This is a genomic window from Natronosalvus rutilus (assembly GCF_024204665.1).
Taxonomy (GTDB): domain Archaea; phylum Halobacteriota; class Halobacteria; order Halobacteriales; family Natrialbaceae; genus Natronosalvus; species Natronosalvus rutilus.
The window spans coordinates 2,409,602-2,430,069 of the sequence record NZ_CP100355.1 but is presented as its reverse complement, the minus strand read 5'-3'; the positions used below and the strand labels follow the sequence as shown (position 1 = coordinate 2,430,069).

21 protein-coding genes are annotated in these 20,468 nt (G+C 62.5%); 7 read left to right on the top strand and 14 right to left on the bottom strand.

Annotated features, from left to right (window positions below; all coding sequences use genetic code 11):
• Positions 1–62 precede the first annotated feature (62 nt).
• Positions 63–521: a universal stress protein gene (locus tag NGM29_RS11685; protein ID WP_254156379.1), complete on the bottom strand. Its 459-nt coding sequence runs from the start codon at positions 519–521 to the stop codon at positions 63–65.
• A 222-nt stretch (positions 522–743) separates the two neighbouring features.
• On the opposite strand from NGM29_RS11685, the gene NGM29_RS11680 reads away from it, so the two are divergent.
• On the top strand, positions 744–1,790 hold the full coding sequence (locus NGM29_RS11680) for an NAD-dependent epimerase/dehydratase family protein (RefSeq protein WP_254156377.1): 1,047 nt from the start codon (positions 744–746) through the stop codon (positions 1,788–1,790).
• A gap of 179 nt (positions 1,791–1,969) precedes the next feature.
• Positions 1,970–3,421, top strand: a complete 1,452-nt coding sequence (gene xacF, locus NGM29_RS11675; RefSeq protein WP_254156375.1) for a 2,5-dioxovalerate dehydrogenase — start codon at positions 1,970–1,972, stop codon at positions 3,419–3,421.
• 125 nt (positions 3,422–3,546) lie between these two features.
• Here the strand turns inward: xacF and NGM29_RS11670 are convergent, their stop codons facing one another.
• Both NGM29_RS11670 and NGM29_RS11665 read right to left on the bottom strand, forming a co-directional pair.
• Positions 3,547–4,335, bottom strand: coding sequence for a sugar phosphate isomerase/epimerase family protein (locus NGM29_RS11670; RefSeq protein ID WP_254156374.1), 789 nt, complete (start codon positions 4,333–4,335; stop codon positions 3,547–3,549).
• Between the two features lie 146 nt (positions 4,336–4,481).
• A complete protein-coding gene (locus tag NGM29_RS11665; protein WP_254156373.1) occupies positions 4,482–5,954 on the bottom strand; it encodes an arylsulfatase in 1,473 nt (490 codons plus the stop codon).
• Between the two features lie 325 nt (positions 5,955–6,279).
• Between NGM29_RS11665 and NGM29_RS11660 the strand changes: the two genes are divergently transcribed.
• Positions 6,280–6,519: a hypothetical protein gene (locus tag NGM29_RS11660; RefSeq protein ID WP_254156372.1), complete on the top strand. Its 240-nt coding sequence runs from the start codon at positions 6,280–6,282 to the stop codon at positions 6,517–6,519.
• A 55-nt stretch (positions 6,520–6,574) separates the two neighbouring features.
• Here the strand turns inward: NGM29_RS11660 and NGM29_RS11655 are convergent, their stop codons facing one another.
• The 4 genes from NGM29_RS11655 to NGM29_RS11640 form a co-directional block, all read right to left on the bottom strand.
• The gene (locus tag NGM29_RS11655) at positions 6,575–7,582 is read right to left on the bottom strand and encodes a zinc-binding dehydrogenase (protein WP_254156371.1); all 1,008 of its coding nucleotides are present in this window, start codon (positions 7,580–7,582) and stop codon (positions 6,575–6,577) included.
• A gap of 564 nt (positions 7,583–8,146) precedes the next feature.
• Positions 8,147–8,356: a DUF8074 family membrane protein gene (locus NGM29_RS11650; RefSeq protein WP_254156370.1), complete on the bottom strand. Its 210-nt coding sequence runs from the start codon at positions 8,354–8,356 to the stop codon at positions 8,147–8,149.
• A 313-nt stretch (positions 8,357–8,669) separates the two neighbouring features.
• Positions 8,670–9,713 carry a zinc-dependent alcohol dehydrogenase gene (locus NGM29_RS11645; RefSeq protein ID WP_254156369.1) on the bottom strand — a complete coding sequence of 348 codons (1,044 nt, stop codon included), beginning with the start codon at positions 9,711–9,713 and terminating at the stop codon, positions 8,670–8,672.
• Between the two features lie 419 nt (positions 9,714–10,132).
• The gene (locus NGM29_RS11640; protein WP_254156368.1) at positions 10,133–11,026 is read right to left on the bottom strand and encodes a Gfo/Idh/MocA family protein; all 894 of its coding nucleotides are present in this window, start codon (positions 11,024–11,026) and stop codon (positions 10,133–10,135) included.
• 1,093 nt (positions 11,027–12,119) lie between these two features.
• Between NGM29_RS11640 and NGM29_RS11635 the strand changes: the two genes are divergently transcribed.
• Together NGM29_RS11635 and NGM29_RS11630 are read left to right on the top strand one after the other, a co-directional pair.
• Positions 12,120–12,989, top strand: coding sequence for a ParA family protein (locus NGM29_RS11635; RefSeq protein WP_254156367.1), 870 nt, complete (start codon positions 12,120–12,122; stop codon positions 12,987–12,989).
• Positions 12,986–13,432, top strand: a complete 447-nt coding sequence (locus tag NGM29_RS11630; protein WP_254156366.1) for a DUF7970 domain-containing protein — start codon at positions 12,986–12,988, stop codon at positions 13,430–13,432. Before NGM29_RS11635 ends, NGM29_RS11630 begins: the two co-directional genes overlap by 4 nt.
• 479 nt (positions 13,433–13,911) lie before the next feature.
• Here the strand turns inward: NGM29_RS11630 and NGM29_RS11625 are convergent, their stop codons facing one another.
• Positions 13,912–14,259, bottom strand: a complete 348-nt coding sequence (locus tag NGM29_RS11625; RefSeq protein WP_254156365.1) for a CGCGG family putative rSAM-modified RiPP protein — start codon at positions 14,257–14,259, stop codon at positions 13,912–13,914.
• Between the two features lie 67 nt (positions 14,260–14,326).
• The gene (locus NGM29_RS11620; RefSeq protein WP_254156364.1) at positions 14,327–14,560 is read right to left on the bottom strand and encodes a DUF2249 domain-containing protein; all 234 of its coding nucleotides are present in this window, start codon (positions 14,558–14,560) and stop codon (positions 14,327–14,329) included.
• Positions 14,561–14,703: 143 nt separating this feature from the next.
• Here NGM29_RS11620 and NGM29_RS11615 point away from each other — a divergent pair, with 143 nt between their 5' ends.
• Entirely contained in the window at positions 14,704–15,354 is a 651-nt protein-coding gene (locus tag NGM29_RS11615) for a helix-turn-helix domain-containing protein (RefSeq protein WP_254156363.1), read from the top strand.
• Here NGM29_RS11615 and NGM29_RS11610 read toward each other — a convergent pair.
• Both NGM29_RS11610 and NGM29_RS11605 read right to left on the bottom strand, forming a co-directional pair.
• The gene (locus tag NGM29_RS11610; protein WP_254156362.1) at positions 15,351–15,755 is read right to left on the bottom strand and encodes a MoaD/ThiS family protein; all 405 of its coding nucleotides are present in this window, start codon (positions 15,753–15,755) and stop codon (positions 15,351–15,353) included. The two genes, NGM29_RS11615 and NGM29_RS11610, sit on opposite strands and share 4 nt — an antisense overlap.
• A gap of 72 nt (positions 15,756–15,827) precedes the next feature.
• On the bottom strand, positions 15,828–17,060 hold the full coding sequence (locus NGM29_RS11605; RefSeq protein WP_254156361.1) for a hypothetical protein: 1,233 nt from the start codon (positions 17,058–17,060) through the stop codon (positions 15,828–15,830).
• 96 nt (positions 17,061–17,156) lie between these two features.
• Here NGM29_RS11605 and NGM29_RS11600 point away from each other — a divergent pair, with 96 nt between their 5' ends.
• Positions 17,157–17,402: a hypothetical protein gene (locus NGM29_RS11600; RefSeq protein ID WP_254156359.1), complete on the top strand. Its 246-nt coding sequence runs from the start codon at positions 17,157–17,159 to the stop codon at positions 17,400–17,402.
• Positions 17,403–17,429: 27 nt separating this feature from the next.
• Here the strand turns inward: NGM29_RS11600 and NGM29_RS11595 are convergent, their stop codons facing one another.
• Genes NGM29_RS11595 through NGM29_RS11585 form a run of 3 tightly spaced genes read right to left on the bottom strand, consistent with a single transcriptional unit; the run spans position 17,430 to position 20,465 of the window.
• Entirely contained in the window at positions 17,430–18,140 is a 711-nt protein-coding gene (locus NGM29_RS11595) for a hypothetical protein (RefSeq protein WP_254156358.1), read from the bottom strand.
• Positions 18,141–18,200: 60 nt separating this feature from the next.
• Positions 18,201–19,919 (bottom strand): cytochrome c oxidase subunit I, encoded by a 1,719-nt coding sequence (locus NGM29_RS11590; RefSeq protein ID WP_254156357.1) that lies wholly within the window; start codon positions 19,917–19,919, stop codon positions 18,201–18,203.
• Positions 19,920–20,465: a cupredoxin domain-containing protein gene (locus tag NGM29_RS11585; RefSeq protein ID WP_254156356.1), complete on the bottom strand. Its 546-nt coding sequence runs from the start codon at positions 20,463–20,465 to the stop codon at positions 19,920–19,922.
• Positions 20,466–20,468 lie beyond the last annotated feature (3 nt).

The following is a 20,468-nucleotide window of genomic DNA, read 5'->3' as shown; positions in this document are numbered from 1 at the left end:
TATCGAGCGTCTTGAGGTCGGGCTCGCCGATTCCGGGAACTGGACGGCGCGTCCCGCTGGCGTCACTCAGCCATCGTGACGACGTAGCCGTCGAAGTTGAGGATGACCGACTGGGCCGTGTCCCCGAACAGTGCCTTTCCGGTCGGGCTTCGTTTGCGTCCCAGGAGGAAGACGTAATCGCAGTCGTTCGCCGCCGCGACGTCGAGAATCGCGTCGGCCCGGTCACCGTCGTCTTCCACGTACTTGCCAACCGCTTCCGTCTCGAGGGCGAGATCCGAGAGGAGGTCGTTGATCGCGGTCTGGGCGACTTTTTCCGCGTATTCTCCGGGATCCGGTTCGAAACCCGAACGTTCGATCTGATCGATCGTGCCGAGTACGTCGACGTCCTTCTCGTACTCCGATTCGGTTACGACGGTCAGGACGAGCAACGGCACGTCGGCCGCAGCCGCGAGTTCGCCGGCCTCACGGATGACCTCGACGACTGCGTCGCTCGAGTCCGTCACCACGAGTGGTCGTTCCATGCGGTCACATCGCCCATTACGTACTAATCACTTGTGGCGGGAGCGAAACATGTTCGGCCCTCGGTCGCGCTCGAAGTGAATTCGATTACTCTGCCGACCACTCTGCTCCAATTCTGCGTGCTCGCCGGCCTAACGCTAACCCGCCCGTGTGGTCGGTAGCTTTATAGTCGAACTCGCGTTCTCTCTGGACGAAGCGAGACACCCTGACACACACACAAAGTTATGAGTGACGGAAACCAGATTTCATCGACGGTAACGAGCGAAGCACAGCTAGAGGAACTCCTCTCCGAACCATACCCCGAGGACGTCGAATTCGCCCGGCAACTCGAGGGCGACGTAATGGTTCTCGGTGCGGGCGGAAAGATGGGGCCGACGCTCATCAGGCGAATGCTCAGAGCGATCAGCGAGGCGGAATCCGATTCGACGGTGTACGCCGTCTCGCGGTACTCCGATTCCTCCGTCGAGGAGAGACTCCAGTCCTGGGGCGCCGAGACGATCCGGGCGGACCTCCTCAAGGAGGGCGCGCTCGAGTCGCTTCCGGACTGCGAGAACGTCATCTACCTGGTGGGCATGAAGTTTGGAACGACCGGCCAGGAGCCGAAGACCTGGGCGATCAACGCCTACCTCCCCGGACGCATCGCGAGTCGGTTCGAGGATTCGCGGATCACTGCGCTGTCGACCGGCAACGTCTATCCCCCGGTGCCGGTCGACTCCGGCGGATCCGTAGAGACGGATGAGACGGGGCCGGTGGGCGAGTACGCCCAGTCGTGTCTGGGGCGCGAACGCGTCTTCCAGCACTTCACGAAGGAAAACGGGACGCCCACATGTCTGTTGCGACTCAATTACGCCGTCGAACTGCGCTACGGCGTGTTGCTCGACCTCGCGAAACGAGTATACGCCGAAGAACCGGTCCCACTGGAAATGGGCCACGTGAACGTGATCTGGCAGGGCGACGCGAACTCGGCGTGTTTCCGATCGCTGGAACTGGCCGATTCCCCTGCGGAAATCCTGAACGTCACCGGGCCGTCCGTCCTCTCGGTTCGCGACCTCGCCGAACAGTTCGCCGACGAATTCGGTTGCGACGTGACGTTCGAAGGCGAGGAGAAGGAGACGGCGCTTCTCAACGACGCGAGTCGATGTCAGGAGCGGTTCGCGGTTCCGAAGATGCCGGTCGACGACGTCGTCGAGCTCGTCGCCTCGTGGGTCGAACAGGACGGCCCTACCCTCGGCAAACCCACGAAGTTTCACGTGAGAGACGGCGAGTTCTGATCCGGACGCCGTCGTACCGGCTTTGGTTGCCAATTCGACCACCGTCTCGAGGATTCGAACTGGAAGACCACCCCCGATTCGAGTCCAAAAATGGCTGCCTCGAGTGAAACAACTCACCAACCCGCAATACTCTCGAGCACCGAAAACGTGTAGTCGTTCGCGTCGGTACTGACGAGTGGATGGCCGATACCTATCTGAACTTCGTCGACGGGACGTGGACCGAAGCGTCTACCAGCGAAACGTTCGAGAACACGAATCCAGCCGACGTGAACGACACGGTCGGCGTCTTCCAACGATCGGACGCCGAAGACGCCGAACGAGCGGTTGAGGCGGCCAACGCGGCCAAAGACGAGTGGGCCGCTACGCCGGGCCCCGAGCGCGGGCGCATCCTCCGGGAGACGTCGAAACGGCTCGCAGACCGCAAGGACGAGGCGACGACGGCGCTCGTCAGAGAAGAAGGAAAGACCGAACCCGAGGCGGCGGGCGAGGTCCAGCGAGCGATCGACATCTTCGCCTACTTCGGCGAGAAGGCCGCCGACATCGGCGGCACGGTGAAATCCTCGAGCAGTCAGGACACCCGCCTGTACACGGTCGACGAACCGCTGGGCGTCGCGGCGTTGATCACGCCCTGGAACTATCCGATCGCGATCCCGGCCTGGAAACTCGCGCCGGCGCTGGCCGCCGGCAACGCCGTCGTCTTCAAACCCGCCTCGCTCGCCCCAAACGTCGCGAGGATCCTCGTCGAGTGTCTCGAGGACGCTGGACTGCCGGACGGCGTCGTCAACTACGTCACCGGCCCCGGGAGCGCGGTCGGGTCGACGTTCGCGACCCACGAAGACGTCGACGCCGTCTCGTTCACCGGCAGCGCGAAGGTCGGCGACACGGTGCATCAGCAGGCGACCGAGGACCAGAAACGCGTCCAGCTCGAGATGGGCGGCAAGAACCCGGTCGTCGTCACTTCCAGTGCCGACGTCGAGGAGGCTGCCGACATCGCCGCCGGTGGCGCGTTCGGGGTAACCGGCCAGGCCTGCACCGCGACCTCGCGGGCGATCGTTCACGAGTCGCTCTACGACGAGTTCGTGGATGCCGTGGTCGACCGCGCGGAATCGCTGACGGTTGCCGACGGTCTCGACGGCGCGGACGTCGGACCCCACGTGAGCGAGAGCGAACTCGAGAGCACCCTCGAGTACGTCGACGTCGGGACGAGAGAGGGTGCGACCCTCGAGACGGGCGGGGAGCGCCTCACCGAGGGCGACCACGCGAACGGCTACTACGTCGAGCCGACGGTGTTCTCCGACGTCGCACCCGAGATGCGGATCGCCCAGGAGGAGATTTTCGGCCCCGTTCTCGCCGTCATTCCAGCGGCGACGTACGACGAAGCCGTCGAAATCGCCAACGACGTCGAGTACGGCCTGTCGGCCAGCATCGTCACGAACGACCTCCGCGAGTCGAACGCGTTCGTCGACGACGTCGAGGCGGGCGTCGTCAAGGTAAACCAGCAGACAACCGGCCTGGAACTTCACGTGCCCTTCGGCGGTATGAAAGCGTCCTCGAGCGAAACCTATCGCGAGCAGGGCGACGCCGGTCTCGACTTCTTCACCATCAGCAAGACGGTGTACGTGGGCTACTGAGGGCTGCAAACCGAGCACACTCCTCGAGCGACTGATTCCATCGTCGTTCGTTTTGGACGCGTCTCGAGAGAGCGTGAGTCGTCGTCTCAGCGAGGAGATGCACGTAATCCAGTGAGACTCTCCGGTCAGCAGCCGTCACTCACGGTCTCTGCTCGGACACGATTGTCCGCGAACGTGGCGCTTCCACGTTCGAGCGACGCGAGCGGTTCCTCGGTGAGGCCGTTCTCGCAGACGAGCCACTCGGTGCCCGCCGACGCCGCTGTTGACGTGCAAGCGTCGACGTCTACGACACCGTCCCCGACGTCGACGTGGAGGCAGGACTCGTCCCCCGGCACCATGTCCGTGAGGTGAACGAGCGGTGCGTTCCCCGCCGTAAGCTCGAGCAACTCGAGGGGGTCGTAGCCGGCGTGAGCCGCGAGGCCGACGTCCGGTTCGAATCCGAAGCGCCCGTCGGCGCAGTCGACGAACCGCTCGAAGGCGATTCTCCCGTCGACGACGTCGAACTCGAACGTGTGGTTGTGATAGAGCAGGTCGACGTCGTGCGCGTCGAGTTCGTCGGCGACATCGGCGAGGCGGTCGGCGGCCACTTCGATCCCCTCTACCGACTGGAAGGCGCGTGCGTCGTACGACGGAACGACGACCCTAGAAACGCCGACCGACTCGAACGCGCTCACGACGTCGTCGAACTCGTCTTCGATCCGGTCGATGCCTACGTGTGCACCGGCGACGACGAGGTCCGTCTCGGCAATTGCGTCCACCGTTCGCTCGAGCACCGATTCGTTTGCGAAGGAGTCGAAGTGAGCGTCGTAGAGTTCGACGCCATCGAAGGCGGTGTCAGCAACGCGCGCGAGCGTCTCCCAGATCGGTTCCTCGAGGCCTCGCACCGTATACAGCTGTATCGCTGTGCGTACCATACTCTGAAGATATCGAGGCGGGGTAAAAATACTATACCACGGTCCCATTTCTGTCGGTAGTTGACTACGGGGAGCGCACCCGCGCTCGCGCGTTCTCGAAGAAACGGCAAGGTCGCCGCTGCTTCCATTCGAGGAGTGAATCGGCGTCAGCCGTTCGAACTGCAGTCGTCCGGGTCTCCGAGGTCGTCCGGCCCGGCATCCGTCGGGACGAGTTCCCCGTCCTCGACGAACCCCTCCGGTCTACCCGCAAGCCGGTCGATCATCGCGATTCGGGCGCGCTCGAGATCGCTCGCGTGCTCGGCCTCGTTCGAGAGGTCGCGCTCCTCGCCCGGATCGTGTGCGAGATCGAAGAGCAGTTCGCTGTCGGTTACGGGGTTCCAGACGTACTTGAATCGACCGTCGATCAGGTACTGGGTGCCGTTCTCCGGATCGTAGCTCCCGGCGGCGTGCTCGCCGTGGTACCACTCCCGCCAGTCCCCGCGGTCGGGATCGCGCACGAGGTCGAGCAGATTTCGTCCCTCGACGGCGTCCGGAACGTCGACGCCGGCGACCGACAGGAGCGTCGGCATCACGTCCTCGAGTCCCACGGGCCGGTCGATGAGCTGCTCTTGTGGGAGTCCCATCGAGTCGGGGAACCGCAGCAGGAGTGGGACGCGAGCCGACCCCTCGTAGGCGTAGGTCTTTCGCCACATATGGTGGTCGCCGAGCATCTCGCCGTGATCGGAGAGGAACACGACGAACGTGTTCTCGCGTTCGCCGATCAGGCGGAGTTTTTCGAAGACGCGTTTGATCTGATGATCGATGTGGGTGATGAGGCCGTAGTAGGCCGCCCGTGCCCGGTGAACGACCGTCGGCGGGAGATCGGCGACCCAGGCGCTGATCCCCGGATAGTCGGGAATCTTCTCGCCGTGTTCGTCGTCGATCCAGTCGCCCATGTACGGCTCCGGGGAGTCGCGGTCGACGTACATGTCCCCGTACACCTGCGGCGGGTCGAACGGCGTGTGCGGGCGGACGTAGGACAGGTTGAGGAAGAACGGGCGGGTATCGTCCCGCTGATCGAGGAACTCGATCGCTCGTCTGGTCGTCCAGTTCGTCGGGTGGTGGTACTCCTCGAGGTGCCACGGCCGCGAATCCCAGGAGTTTCGCCCGAGTCCGTGGGAAAGCTCGTCGCACTGGCCATCGGTCTCTTGCTCGAGCCAGCGAGCGTAGTCGTCGTCCGGGTGGGCGTGGAGCGCCTCGTGCTGGTCCATGCTCTCGAAGCCGACGTGATTTCGAATCGGGAGCGAGTGGATCTTGCCGGTGAGCTTGGTCTGATAGCCCGCGTCGCGAAGGTCCTGCGGGAGCGTGTGCTCGAACTCCCACGGCGTCGTCACCCACCCGGGCGCGCCATTGGTGTACGGTGTTTGTCCGGTAAGCAGTGATCGGCGTGCGGGGATGCACGATGGAGCGGGCGTATACGCCCGGGTAAACATCGCCCCCTTCCGGACGAAACTGTCGATGTTCGGCGTGTGGATGAGCGACCGGCCGTCGGCATCGGTCGGCGCGTGCGGATCCGCACCGATGCAGTCGCCCCGATGCTGATCGGTAACGATACACAGGATATTCGGGCGCTCCGACATACTGCACGTCACTGACGGGGACACTATAAGTCTACGTCCTCTCGAGGGTCGACCTGACGGCCGCCTGACGACCACCGCGGATCGATCCTCGCGCCATCTACGAGATTATCGTCGTCATCGCCGTCGCTCCGCCGTTTTGTTTGCCCCAGCGCACCCAGTCGGAGGATCCGTCATCGGGTGTGTACGATGAGGACCACGCGGTAGATTTTCGAGTGAAACTATCGAGGGATCGGTCCGCATCTGTGTCGTCGTTTCACTGTGAACGCTGACGGTATCGCCCGGCGACGCCACGGTCAGTCTCGTCGCTACGGAGGCGACCGTCGAGGTGGATTACTTCGCTCAAACGCTCAAACACACGGACGCCCGCGAGGGCGACGACGGCACCGCTTCGATCAACTGGGGAAGCGACTCCAACCGAGGCCTCGTCGATGATTTCGTCGAGACGATTCGGGACGTTCGAGTTCCGGAGACGACGGGCGAGGAGGGAATCGTGGCCGTCGCCGTCGTCGAGGCGACACACGGGTTCGTTAAACGCGGCGACCCCGTCGACGTCGAGTTTCCGTAGCGAGAGCCGCTCGGGGATACCGATTACAAATTCTCCTCCTCAGACCGTCGAGCGATCACTCCCACTCGAGGACGATACCCATCGCCTCCGAGCGGTCTTCGAGCAGGTCGTCGTAGAGTCGTGGTCCCTCTCGAAAGGGAACCGAGTGGCTGACGAGTGAAGAGACGTCGATGCTGCCGTCGGTGACGTACTCAAAGAACAGTTCGGCGTGGCGATGCTGGGTCCACGGGTTGTCGGGCGTCGCTGTGGACGGATGAGATGAGTTGTGCGCACCGATGATCCTGTAGCTCGGCGTGTTGCAGTGGTCGTGGAGGTCGATCCTCGTCTCGCCTCGTGGGCTGCTCAGGACGACCAGCCGACCCTGGTCGCGAAGCACGTCGAACTCGTCGGTGATGACGTTGGGGTTCCCCGTCACCTCGAAGACGACGTCAGCGAGCCGCCCCTCGGATTCCTCGCGGAGGACCGTTTCGGGATCACACTCGAGCGGGTTGGCACCGACGACGTTTGGCTTATCTGGGAGGTACTCGAGTCGCGAGTCGGCGACGTCGAAGCCGACGACCGGGCGAGCACCGGCGGCGTGACCGATTCTGACGGCCAGTTGACCGAGCAGACCGAGCCCGTAGACGGCGCTCGATTCGCCCCACGTAAGGCCGCTCCGGCGAATACCGTTCATCACGATCTCGGCGATGGTGAAGAAGACAGCGTCGTCGTCGGTCACGCCGTCGGGAATCGGCCGACAGGTGCTGGCGTCCGTACGGACGTATTTCGCGTGAGAACCGTACGTGGCGACACGGTCGCCCGTCGAAATCGTCTCGACAGCGTCGCCGGTTTCGACGACGGTTCCGACGTTATTGTACCCCGGCGTGAACGGGTACTCGATGGTGTCGTCCCAGCTCGATCCCGGCGGAACGTCTCCGGAGAGAACCGTCAACTCCGTACCGGTGCTGACGAGGGTCCGTTCCGAACGGATCATCACTTGATCGCTACCGGGTTCCGGGACATCACGTTCTTCGATCGAAACCGATTCGACGTCCGTAAAGACGATGGTTGGATTCTCGCTCATGACCTTGACATAGGGGTCGTGAAAGGTGCTTCAATTGATTCACTGTACGTCGTAGCCAGCATTCGCAATCCGTCTCGAGCATTGCGTGGCCGTGTCCGCTCGTTTCGACGAGGAACTCGAGAAACTCCTTCCCGTCTCCGAGGCGGTCTGTGAATCCCACATGATCGACCGGCCGGACGTTGTCCGTGGTCGTCGATGGCGGTCGCGAGTTCGCTCACGACGTTCGGTTCGTCGCGTATCCTGCCCTTGAGCCGATTTGGCTTGCACCAGTCGGTGTGTTCGTGCGTTGTGAACGTCTGGAGCATCGCCACGCTCAGGTCGTTGCCCGGCAGTCGGGAAACGACCGTCTGGGCATCCACGTCGGAGTGTTCGTTGACGAGAGGTAACCTCGATTGTACCCGCGCTCGAGGAGCAAACCCCTCGCTATTTCGAAATGCGATACCCACATACTCCGCTGTCGAATCCAATAGTATAGCTGTTTTCATTCGTTAGATTGGGTATACGTATCTACAGACGAACTGGTTCTGATAGGTGGCTCATAATGGTACGGTACGAGGGACATTCTCACCCCGATTCGCTCCGCTCATCCAGGGTTTCGAGGCGGGAACGCATGTAGAATTTGAAATAAATTGTCCAGAAGAGCGCGAAGACGACCATCACCCCCAGCAACTGATACCGATCGTTTACGTTCAACATCGTGGCAACGTATCCGCCGCTGAGGACGACGCCGAGGTTATACATGAATACTGCCGAGTCGGCTACGGTAACGCGCATGAACGCTCTCTTTCGGGGGTGTCACCAAAAATACGCTGGTTCAGTGGACGGTCCCTTTCGTGACGTCGATTTCCTGGCAATCTCCGTGACTCCCGCCCACCCTTCTCGCGAAGGACCTCGAAGATTTCCAGCGTCGTCTGCACCGCCTGGATCCGTTTTTCTCGCTCGAGTTCTCTCGTCGCTGGGGCATGTTCTCTCGATTCATTCCTGGTTCCCTTAACTGTTCAACTCTGGTAAACAACTGACTCGATGCTCGGGACCGAAACCTGAAACCTGAAACCCGAAGCCCGAAACCTGAAACCGAACCGCCTCACTACGGCCGAAGAACGGCCTTGACGACGCCATCGCGCCGTTCACGAACCGTCTCGAGTGCCGTCTCGAACTCCTCGAGCGGGAACTCGTGTGTGACGACGCCGTCGACCGTCAGGTCGTCCCGTCGGAACAGTTCGATCACCTCGTCGACCGCGTGGGAGGCTGTCACGCCACCGACGACGGTCAGCTCCTTCGCGACAATCTGGTCTGGATCGAGTTCCTTTCGCTGGCCGAAAACGCCCGTCAGGACGATTTTCCCCTGCTTGGCGGCGCTCTGGACGCACGTGTCGAGGACGTCGCCAGCCCCGGCAGCCTCGACGCAGACGTCGACGCCGCGCCCGTCCGTGCGCTCCATAATCGCCTCGACTGGGTCCTCCTCGTAGACGTTGACCGTACGCGTTGCTCCGAGGCGTTTCCCCGCCTCGAGGCGTTCCTCACGTGTGCCCGTCAGGACGATCTCCTTCACGCCCTGTGCTCGCAGGAGTTGCACCCCGTAGAGACCGAGCGACCCCGGCCCGAGGACGGCGGCGGTGTCGGTGAACGACGTCTGAATGCGCTGGAGGGCGTGGAGCGTACACCCCGCCGAGTCTATCTGGCTCGCCTCGACGTCCGAGACGTCGTCCGGAAGCGGCGTCAGCGTGTACGCTGGCCAGGCGGCGTACTTTCGATAGCCGCCGTCGACCGTGAACCCAATCTCCTGCAAGTCCGTACACTGGTAGTACCTGCCGTCTCGACACGCCTCGCAGGTGCCACAGTAGACGAACCCGTGGAGCGCGACTCGCTGGCCGACCTCGAGGTGGTCGACGCCCTCGCCGAGTTCGACGACCTCGCCGGCGACTTCGTGACCGAGCACGACCGGGTAGTCGGTCCACGGCGGCCCCTCGCCCTCGATGACGCCGATGTCGCTGCCACAGATTCCGATCGCGCTGACGCGAACCAGCGCCTCGCCGGGTGCTGGTTCGGGAATGTCGCGTTCTTCGGCCCACACGTCTCCGGTTCCGTCGGTGACGACCGCCTGTTGTCCCTCCGTTCGATCGACGCTCATGTCGTCGCGATCACCTCGTTACCCTGCTCGCTCGTGTCCACGGCCGCCGCGCGAACGGCGTCCGAAACAGACGTTTCGAATGACGGTCGAAGGAAGTCGTCCGATTGACGTTTGTCAGTGGAAAAACGGCTACCGCCGACAGTCCTGGTGAACGAACCGATCACTCCTGGAGCGCTGCTCGTGTGAATTACTTCCATAGTCCGGCTCAGTCTGGAGGTGACGCTCGACGTCGATAATACTACCGATGCTCCCACCCCCTCTCAGCCTGGTGGTTCGCCTCGTGACTCATTTCGAGACGTGCGCTGTTCACAGAAGGCCAGCAGGACCGCCAGGCTGACCGGGCTAAACCGAGCGAGGACGAGAGAACGGACGCTCTCACGACCTGTGCCGGCTTCGGGTCTCGAGACTCGCGTGTAGCGTCAGTAGTAGGGCTGGTAGTCCTCGAGGAACGCCCGCCCGTCTACGCTGTAGGCCGCTAACGAGTCGGACGTCGGCGTGATCGTTTGGCCCGTTTCGAGTGCGGCGTTCGCCCCGAGCAAGAGGGTCGCAGCGTCGAGGATTCGTTCGCCGGTCGCCTTACGCGCTCCAGTTATGGCCTCGACGAACGCGTTCAGGTAGCCCCGATACATCCCCTCGAGGTCGCCGTCGCTGGTTCCGACCACCCGGACCATCGTCTCGTCGCCGACGCCGACGAACGTGAACGTTTCACGGTCACTCTCTCCATCGAGTCGGACGGTCGCATGCGAGCCATCGACGAAGACGACGTCGACCGATCGTCCCGGGCCATCAGTAGGGGCGACGCTCGCCCACCGATGGCCGGAGAGAAAACGGATCGCATCGACGACGTGACAACCGTAGTAGAACGGGTCACCGTATCCGACACCGTAGAACAGCCGACCGTCGCCGGCAACCTCAACCGAGCGAAGGGAGGGATGGTACGGCACCGCGGAGCCGCCGAACAGTGGTGTCTCGCCGGCGGCCGTCCGGATCGCTCGAACGTCCTCGAGCGACCCAGCGATCGGCTTGTCGATGGCCGTCGGGACGTCCTCCCGTAGAAAGGGGATGGCGAGGTCGCGGTGTGTGGTCCAGTCCACGGTCAGAATCATGACCGCGTCGACGTCGTCGGCCATCTCGAGCGGTTCGGCGTACAACGACGCTCCGTTTCGTTCACTGTAGGCTCGAGCGTACACTCGATCGCGAACGGCTCCCCCGTCCCAGACGCCCGCAAGCGAGGTTTCCGGGTGGTTTTGTATCGCCACCGCGTACGACTCGGCGTGGCTCGTATCTAACCCGACGATGCCGATTTCGACCATTGTCGGCCACTGACGGTTCGTCGGCTTAAATTGCTCGCGAATAGGGATGCGGTGTTGAGTGAGAAGGGGAATTTGTATAGCTCAATGTGGTTTATCGAACCGTAGTTTATATACTGGATCGGTCGAATTGCGCCTGCTCGTGGAGGAGTACGAACGAAGCGTTCTCGAACGGAAGCGTCATCGGGCAATTCGGAAACCAGACTGTTGGCGAGAGCGACGACATTTACTTCTCTCGCTGGGAGGGCCGTCGTGAGTTGAGCCCCATCCCGATCTCCGGGCATCCCAGAGTTGTTGATCTTCGAAGACTGGCTCATTGGAGAGTCGAAATGCGCCTCGAGGCCAACTTCCACTCGGAAGTCACATGAGACAGCCCGCCTTCCCATGAGTTCAACCTGCTTCGACGTAGACGTACGTTCACCAGAACCTCTGTAGCTTGCGGTTCGATACGATACCGGGAGACATCGTCCCAGGTTCGGGGGAACGTGGTGCCCAGTGGGGACCGCCTGTATCGCCAGCCACTGTCGTGCGTTCCGCTGTGCGAGATGCGCACGCAACTCTCCCACGAGTCCGCGTCACTCGAGCGAGTCCACGTTACTGTCGTCGACGTGGGCTCGGATGACGCCGAACTCCCTCCTCGGACCGTAGCACCGAGTTGGGGTGCTATCCGACCTGGGGTCCCAACAGTTCCTGAGGCACTAGACTCAGCGAGGGTGCCTATGCTACCTTACTAATCTGCTTACTCTGAGATATCTTAGTGACCTGGCCACTCTTCCTCTGACGAGCTACCTAAGTCGGCTACCTCAGGTAACTTCCCCAAGTTGCCTACCCTACCTATTTATCCTGACCTACCCAAACCACCTATTCCGACTATTATACCTGTCTGGCCCATTGCGCCTATCCAGCCCATACTGCCTGCTTGAACTATCGCATCTACCCGGCCTATTGTACCTATTCAACCTCGGGAAGGTCCCTACGGTAGTTTTAAGCGGACCACGTGTGAGGATGCAACCGACAAGCGTGATAGTCCAGAAACGAGGAATAGGCACAATAGGTGACTATTCCAATATCCGGTTCGAAGCACGGAGGGGAGCGCATGAGTGACGCAGAAACGACTCGCGCAGTCAGCGTCGTCATCCTGAAAGGCGGCGTCGGGAAATCGACGATCTCGATGAACCTCGCACGCCAACTGACCGAACGCGGGCGAGTCCTGTTCGCCGACCTGGATCCGAACGGTCACGCGACGAACGGCCTAGGATTCGGAGACGCCTATCGCGACGAACTCACGCTCGGCGACGTGATCCTCGACCAGGGAGACGCGACCGCCGGCGACCTCATCATCGAGACGCCGTTCGGATTCGACCTCCTCCCGTCGTCGAACACGCTCGAGGACGTCGAAAAAGACCTCGCCGGGGCCCTCCAGGGGTCGGCTCGAGTCAAAACCAAGATCGTCGACCCGCTCCTCGGCGAGCGCTATGACTACATCGTGTTCGACTGCCCCGCGTATCCAGGGATGCTCAACAACAACGCGCTGGTCGCTACACAAAACGTCATCATCCCGCTTGAGCCAGGCTCGAGTTCGATCGGCGGGTACAAACGAACGATGGATCGGCTCATCAAACCAGCGCGGGAGTACATCGACATCGATGTTCTGGCACTGGTTCCGAACAAGCTCCGCGAACGGATCGACCAGCGAACCGAGGATCGCGAACTCCTCGAGAACCTGAACACCGCCGAGGCGACCCAGGGGAAGATCCCGAACTTTGCGCGGATTACGCCGGCGGAGTTCGACGCAATTGACGACGGCGAGATGAAACCACCCAAACCAGGCGTCCGATACAGCGCAGCGCTCTCGAAGTCGCTCAAGGCCAACCAGCCGCTCCTCGATTACGACCCGGAGAATAGCCAGGTCGAAAACTTCGAGGAACTTGCGACAATCGTCGCGAACGGGGGTGTCGAGCGGTGAGTGACGAGAACCCGTTCGACGACCTCGGTGGGCTCGAGACCGAGGAGACGGATCCGGCGGACGAACATTCCGAGCCAGCGGTCGAAGCCGCTTCGCAACCGTCGTCCGATTCACCGTCGGCCGATCGAGTTCAGTCGGACGTGTCGAAACGGGAGGATACGGGCACGGACGCGGCGGAGGACACAGATACCGAGACGGACGCGAACGCGGACCTCTCGGGGCCGTCGTTCGAATACGCAGAAGTCCAGCAGCGACCGCTATACGTGCGTGAGCGCACGTGGGACGAATTCGAAGACGCGGTCGGAATATCCGTGGTTCCCGAGTTGCGACGGGAGGGCGTTCGGGACGAAGCGAAACGCGAGATACACGACGCCGTCATCTCCCTCGCGGTAGAAGAACCGGAACGATTGGTCGAACTCATCCTCGAGCGTCGGCGAGACTGAATTCTCGCCTACCTACCGTTTTGCTAGACTAATCGGGTGTGAAATAGTTCAGTGTCGGGTACGTGCCCGGTTGCCCGATAGAGTATCGAAAACGGGCGGATATAGCTGGTGACGTCTTGGCAGTACACATTTTGATCGATAGAATCGCGATTCGGATCGATGGGGTGTAATATGGAGCTAATACGATCCATATCAGGCGTTGGTGGCGCTTGGAACATTCGCAATCCTGGACGAGAACGCTCGAGAGGGAACGACTGCTTCACCACGTATCTCGGTAACTCAATTCAGTTGCAGCGTACTTCTCGCCGAGGACTTCGGTACGAATTCGAGTATAGTCGCTAGTCACTCTCTCTGGTAATACGTCGATATTATCTGTTTTCGAATAGGTATCCGAGAAGTGTAATGAGCGCGTCTCTTACGTCGAATTGCATCTGTAGAAGTAGATTCGAACGGAACCCGTCGCTACTCGAGGTGCGGCGCTATCGGATGTGGACGCGCGTCACGTGTCCGCCACATCCACACTGCTCGACGTACTCCCAGTCGACGTCGCCGTCGGTCCCTGTCTCGAGCGTCTCGTACAGGTACGACTCGGGGTGGCCGTGGGCGCCGTGAGTCACGAGGTTGACGTGGTGTCCCGAGGTCGTATGTTCAATTGCCTCGAGGGCCTGCCGTCGGACCAGATCGGCGTCCTCGCCGTGGGCGGGTTTCTCGAGGTTGGCCGACCAGGAGTTGTCGTGGACGCGGTCGGTGATCGGTTGGGCGTCGTGGTCGTGATCTCCACCGGAACCGTCCTGGTGACCGTGATCGGTACCGCTTGTAGTGGTCATACTCGTAACTAGTGCCTCGAGCGTGAAGACATCGGTCCCGAATATATTCGCACACTTCGAGTCCGGCTCAGGCGTGTTCGATCCGGACTTCCCACTCGTCCGCGGCAACCTCGGTCGTCTCGTGGGTGAAGCCCTTTCCCTCGAGAACGCCGTAGAGCGGGGCCGGTTCGAAGCTATTGATCAACAGGAGCGTCTCGCCATCCTCGAGCGCCTCGAGTTCGCTCATGATGTCGCTGAACGGTTCACCGTCGATCTCCCGGGCGTCGAGAACGCGGTCTGGGTCGGTATCGTCGCTCGTCATCGGTTCACCGTACGAAAACCACCGTGGTAGGGGTTTCGGCGATCATATTCCCCTCGCCATGGTTTAGCAACCGCCCCCGCCGCGGCCCAGAAACCGAATATGTTCGTCGCCAGTTATTGGGCGCGTCCCCACCCATTCGACGTATGCCACGCGCAACGCTCCAGATCGCGATTCCCGAGGCGATGTGGATCGCTCGCCTCTCACGGACCGACCTGCTCGAGGAGGTTCGCATCCTCTCGGCGATCCCGAGCGGCGCCCGCGGGACCGCCGTCGTCGAACTCACGGCACCCGATCCGTCGGCGACGATCGATGCAATTCGCGACGTCGAAACCGTCGCCGACGTCGAGGTGCTGCAACTCGAGGACGACCGCGCACTGCTCCAGCTCGAGACGCAACTCCCGGTGTTGCTCAACGCCGCCCGCGAATCGGGCGTGCCAGTCGGCATGCCGTTCACGATTCGCGACGGGACGGCGACCTGGGAGATCACGACCTCCCACGACCGGCTCTCGGAACTGGGAGCGCAACTGGAGGCCTTCGGCGTCGAGTTCGCCGTCGACTCGATCACGCCGGATATCGACACGTCACAACTGTTGACTGACCAGCAGTATCGCGTGATGGAGACGGCACTCGAAGCAGGATACTACGACACGCCCCGGACCAGCACGCAGTACGAACTCGCCGAGGCCGTCGGCGTGGCTCGCTCGACGTGCAGCGAGGTCCTTCACCGGGCCGAAGAACGAATCGTTAAAGCGTTCATGGACGCGACTGCCGATCCGGACCCAATCGAGGCCTAACAGCAGAACATAAACGGGTTCATCAACGCGACACGATCACCCTCCTCGAGTCGCGTCTGGAATCCCTCGTTGTGCTCGTTGAATCGGCCGTTCACCAGAATGCGCGCGTACGCTCGCGTCTGCTCGCCTTCGGGATTCTTCCGCCAGGTTCCCGGCAGTTCGGCGGGTGCTGGAGCCCATCCCCTGGCCGTCGATTCGGCTTCCGTTTCGGCGATGAGGAGGTCCGCGACGTCGTACTCCGCGAAGAACGCCTCGAGAAACTCCGCGAGCGTCGTCCCCTCGAAGGTGAACGGGAAACGGTGTCGACCGACGGCGGTTCGAACGTGGCCCGTACAGGTGACCTCCACCGTCGTCGATTGCGTCGCCTCCGCATGATCCTCGGTCGTCGTTCGTGTCGCCATACGTTCGATACGGTGGCCAGGGGCAAACGTCCGGCTCCGAATATGTTCGTGACGAACGGGGCTGCCCGCCGGTCACTTCCCTCGTCGCTCGAGGAACACCGCGAACACGACGGTCGCGTACACGACCGAGCCGGCGAGAACGACGAGGCGACCACCGTGCTCAACCACTGGAGCCGAGCGGAGCAGGCCACTGACTTCGACGAGGAGACCGCCGGCGAGCAGCGCGATCGAGAGGCTGGCAGTCCGATCGTCGACGAGGGAGCTCGAGGCGACAGCCGGCGGGTAAAACTGGTAGGTCACGCCGACGACGGACAGGCCGAGCAACCCGACGAGCGCCAGCCGGTAGTGCGCGTCGAAGGGATTGCCGGGGATGCCGAACCAGTCGGTGGCGAAACTCAAACCGAGGAGGGCCACGCCGGCCCCGCTGAGGACGCCGAGGGTGACGGCGTAGAACCCCACCCGACGACGGTCGCTCCGGGAGAACATGTCGACGTAGGCGAGCGCGAACCCGACCAGGGCGGTCGCCTCGAGCACTGCGCCGGCGAGAAAGAGCGAGTCGCCGAGGAAGTCCCCCGCCAGGAGCGCCGGACCGAGCGCGCCGGCTGGCAGGACGAGGGCGACGAGCCACGTCCGGGGCGAGACGACCAGAAATCGCGGGAGGAGTCGAAACCCTACGGCGAATAACAACAGGGCAGCCCCACCTGCCGCGAGGAGGTGCGTCACCGGTGGCCCGCCCGCGACGAGGGACTGGTCGAACTCGAGCCACTCCAGGACGGAGATCGTCGCCCCCGCGAGGACGTATAGTGCGACGACGGGGACGAACGCGTTCGCGTAGCGGTCGACCCACCGCCGGTCGGCGTTCGCGTCTCCGGTCCCGGTTTCGTGCCCCGAGAGGTTGTCACGGATCGTCCACCCGATCGTGCCGACGAAGACCAGACACCCCGCGAGCCAGAGGGAGGCGCCGATTCCGGTCAGCGTCTCACCCGTCGCCGTGGACAGTGGACCGACGCCGAGGTCCATTCCGCCGCTCGAGGCCGCACCGAGGGCGAGACAGCCCGTGCCGACGGCAGCCAGGGGCAGGTGGACGGCGGGTGCCCTCGGGAACGCGAGCGTTCGATCGAAATAGGACGGCAGCAGGCTGTACCCCTTGCCGAAGACGACGTGGAAGACGAAGCCGTACAGTCCGAGCGCGACCCCGACGCGACGGCCCGCACCACCGACGGTTGCGAGCTGCCAGCTCACGAACCACACGATGCCGACCGCGACGAATCTACGCGCCCACCGGGCTTTGATCGCCGTGCTCATTGGTTCCCCTCACGAGATGGACGGTATAGAACCTTGACATCAGGCCGAACACGTTCGCCGAAATGGTTTGGACCGTCGTTCCGCATTCTCGTCGGTATGGCGTCGACAGACGAGGGTCGATCGATTCCGGCGGCGAACTGTTCGCCCGAGGAGTGGTGGGCATACGTCGAAGCGGTGGAACTCGAGCAGGTTGAGACCGCCTACCGGACGTTCGAGCAGTGCGGGACGCTGACCGCGGCACAGCGGCGCGTCATCGAGGAACTGGCAACGACCCTGGTCGTTGGGCTCGCTCCCGCTGCGGGTTCGATTTGCTGTGAAGGGTCGTTCACGAGTGACGAATGAGCGCACGTCGGGCGTCTCGTCTGGCGATCACTCGCCGTCTGTCGGAACCGTCCGTTTGTACCGCCGCAGCGTGGCGCCATCCTCGTCGCGAAGTTCGACGGTGAACTGCTTCTGACCGAGGACCGTCTCGAGATTGGACCGCCGGATCTCGAAATCGTACGGCGGTTCCTCGACGGTTTTGACGTGTACCTCGCCGGACGTGACGACCACGTGGTCGATCCCCGAAGGATCCGACAGCGAGCACTCGACGAGTTCGTCGACGACGGTACACTCGAGGTCGGGGTCGACGTCCGGGCTTCCCGTTCCGTCGTCGACGAGCGTCCCGAAGTCGAGCAGCATGGGGGATATTGGAGCTATCCCGAGGACGAGGACGATCGTCAGGAAGATCGAGAGGTTGAGCATCGATCCTTTGCGAGCGACCGTCCGCGTCAGGGGGTGGTTCGCCGTACGGCGGAGCCGGATCACCCACGGGAGCAAGGCCAGGTGCGTCAGCGGCCCCCAGACGATGAGTGCGAATCCGTAGGCCGCAACGAAATACAGGAACGACCAGGAAGGGCGATACGAGAGCAACAGATTCGAGGCCGACCAGCAGAAGAACCCGAAAAACAGCAGGCCGACGCTCTTCAGCACTCGCCAGATAGGGGTGTTGGCATAGTAGACGCTCAGGACGTCGTTCCAGGTCCGTCTGCACAGACCGCTGGCGAACGAGTACACGGATGATGACGTACGGTCGGTCATTGTTGGATATCGTGGTGTTGTGGAGGTGGTTGAGAGACGAAGGTTGCAGGTGGAAAACGGTTACAGGCCGATCTTCCAGAGTTGGCTGAGCAGGTACCAGTTGAGGAGGTACGTGATCACGAACGCCGTCAGGAAGACGAGACACAGGACGAACGTCCCGCGCATCTCGTAGTGGTGAACGGACTCGCCGCCGTCGGCTGCGAGGCCACCGTCGGGCGTGATGTCGTCGTTGTCGCCAGGCTCGATGCGCTTGCCGAACAGGACGGAGCCGACGGCGAGCACCAGAAACAGGACACCACCGGCAATCGCCAGCAGGGCGAACACGCCAAAGACGCTGAATAGCGGTCCCGCCGCGCTCAGGCTGAATTCGGTCCCGGGGATGTTCTCGACGACCTCAGTCGTTCGACGGGGGACGCCGTAGAGGATCCCGACGTACATCAGCATCAGCGTCGCGATCGCCATCGCGCCCGAGTAGAGGTACGGCTGGACTGAGGCCAGTTTCGGCGAGATGAACTGGCGCATGAACAGCGTCCGGATGACGAAGTACGTCAGCCCCATGAAGGCGACCGTCGTGCCGAGTACGACGGTTGCGTGGAAGTGACCGACCGTGGCGAGCGTGTTGTGCCAGGTCATGTTGAGCTGGAGCTGCCCCATGATGACGCCGGTGATCCCCCCGAGGAACCCGAACAGGATGATCGAGAAGATCGTTGCCGAGAACATCGGGTTGCGCCAGGGCGCGCCGGTGAGCCAGCCGAACAGCCCGCCACCCAGTCCGCGCCTGCGTCGTCCGGCCTCGATACCCGCGGGGATCGCGAAGGCGTGAATCAGGCTGGCGAACGTCGCCCCGTAGAACGCGTAGGAGGTGTTGAAGATGCGCCACCCGGTCGAGACTGCGGGATCGGACAGCAGGTGGTGAGCGGCCCCCAGGTTGATGAAGAACAGGTACAGGATGAACGCCGTCCGCGAGACCTTCTCGCTGACGACCTCGGCTCCGCCAACGACGTGGGTCAGGAAGTACCAGACGGCGATCATCGCCACGAGGTTGATCTGCTGGGTCCCGTGGCCGGCGATCCAGTACAGCTGACGGTAGATCGCGGCGTCGACCGAGGCGATGATCTCCATTCGCCAGAGGAACGCGTAACTGAACGCGGCGAGACCGCCGAGGATCGCCTCGACGGCGATGACCGCGGTAGTGAACGCCGCGAACGTCACGAGCGGGAGCGTCTGGCCCGCATTCTCGCGCTTCTCGACCCAGAGCGTAGCGAAAAACGGAAGGGCCGCGACGGTCGCCCCCAGCAGGAAGACGATCACACCCGCGTAGAAGAGCGGCTCTGATGGGTTGGGGACGTACGCCGTCAGCAACGGTGCTTCGTTCGGCGCGGTCGTCGTCCAGATGCCGTAGTTGACCGCCACCGCGCCGAGCACCATCGTCGCCCAGCCGACTTTGGCGAGGATCGGGATCGACAGTCGACGACCCAGAACCATTGGCCCGCCCACGTAGAGGATGGCGATCTCCATGAAGATCATCCAGAAGATCAGCAGATTCCACGCGTGCATGCTCAGATGGGTGTAAAAGTCACCTGCCTCGAGCAATCCGACGAACTCCCAGCGCGTCATCGCCACGGTGAAGGCGAAGATGCCGCCCACGAGCAGCGCGACGATTGCCGTCAGGGCGAAGAGCTTGGTGGGGTTTTCGGCGGAACGATGGATCCGCAGCCCCGTCACCGAGCACGTTCGAAATCCGTCGGGGCCGTAGTCGTTGTCGAAGAGACCCAGCATCTATACCCCCTCCGTAACGACGATCGTCCCGTGCATGGTTCGGTGTCCCTGGCCACAGAACTCGTTACAGATGATGTGGTAGGTGCCCGGCTCGTCGAACTCCATCGGTACGACCCACTCGTAGCCCGGCAACACCTGCAGGTTGATCTGCTTGCTCAGATTTGCTTCGGGTCGCAGCGAAAATCCGTGCTGGACGTCGTAGGAAGTGAGGTGGATGTCGTACTCCACCCCGGTCTCGAGGACGACTGGAGCGCCGTCCCACATGAATCGCATGCCAGCCAGGTACACGTCCGTCCCGTCGGGGACGAGCCCGTCCTCGGTCTCTTCGGCCGCGTCTTCGTAGGTGGCCATCTTCTCGCGGAACTCCTCGGCCGACACCTCGTAGGTTTCGCCGGTCGGGTTCTGGTCGCCCGTTCGCGTCCAGACGCTCATCCAGCCGAACAGGATGATCGACCAGATTCCACCGAGTCCGAGCCAGACCGTCTCGCGTCGGTTGATCTTTTGATCCCACCAGTTGCCCTCGGGCGGTTTGATTGGTGACGTCATGGT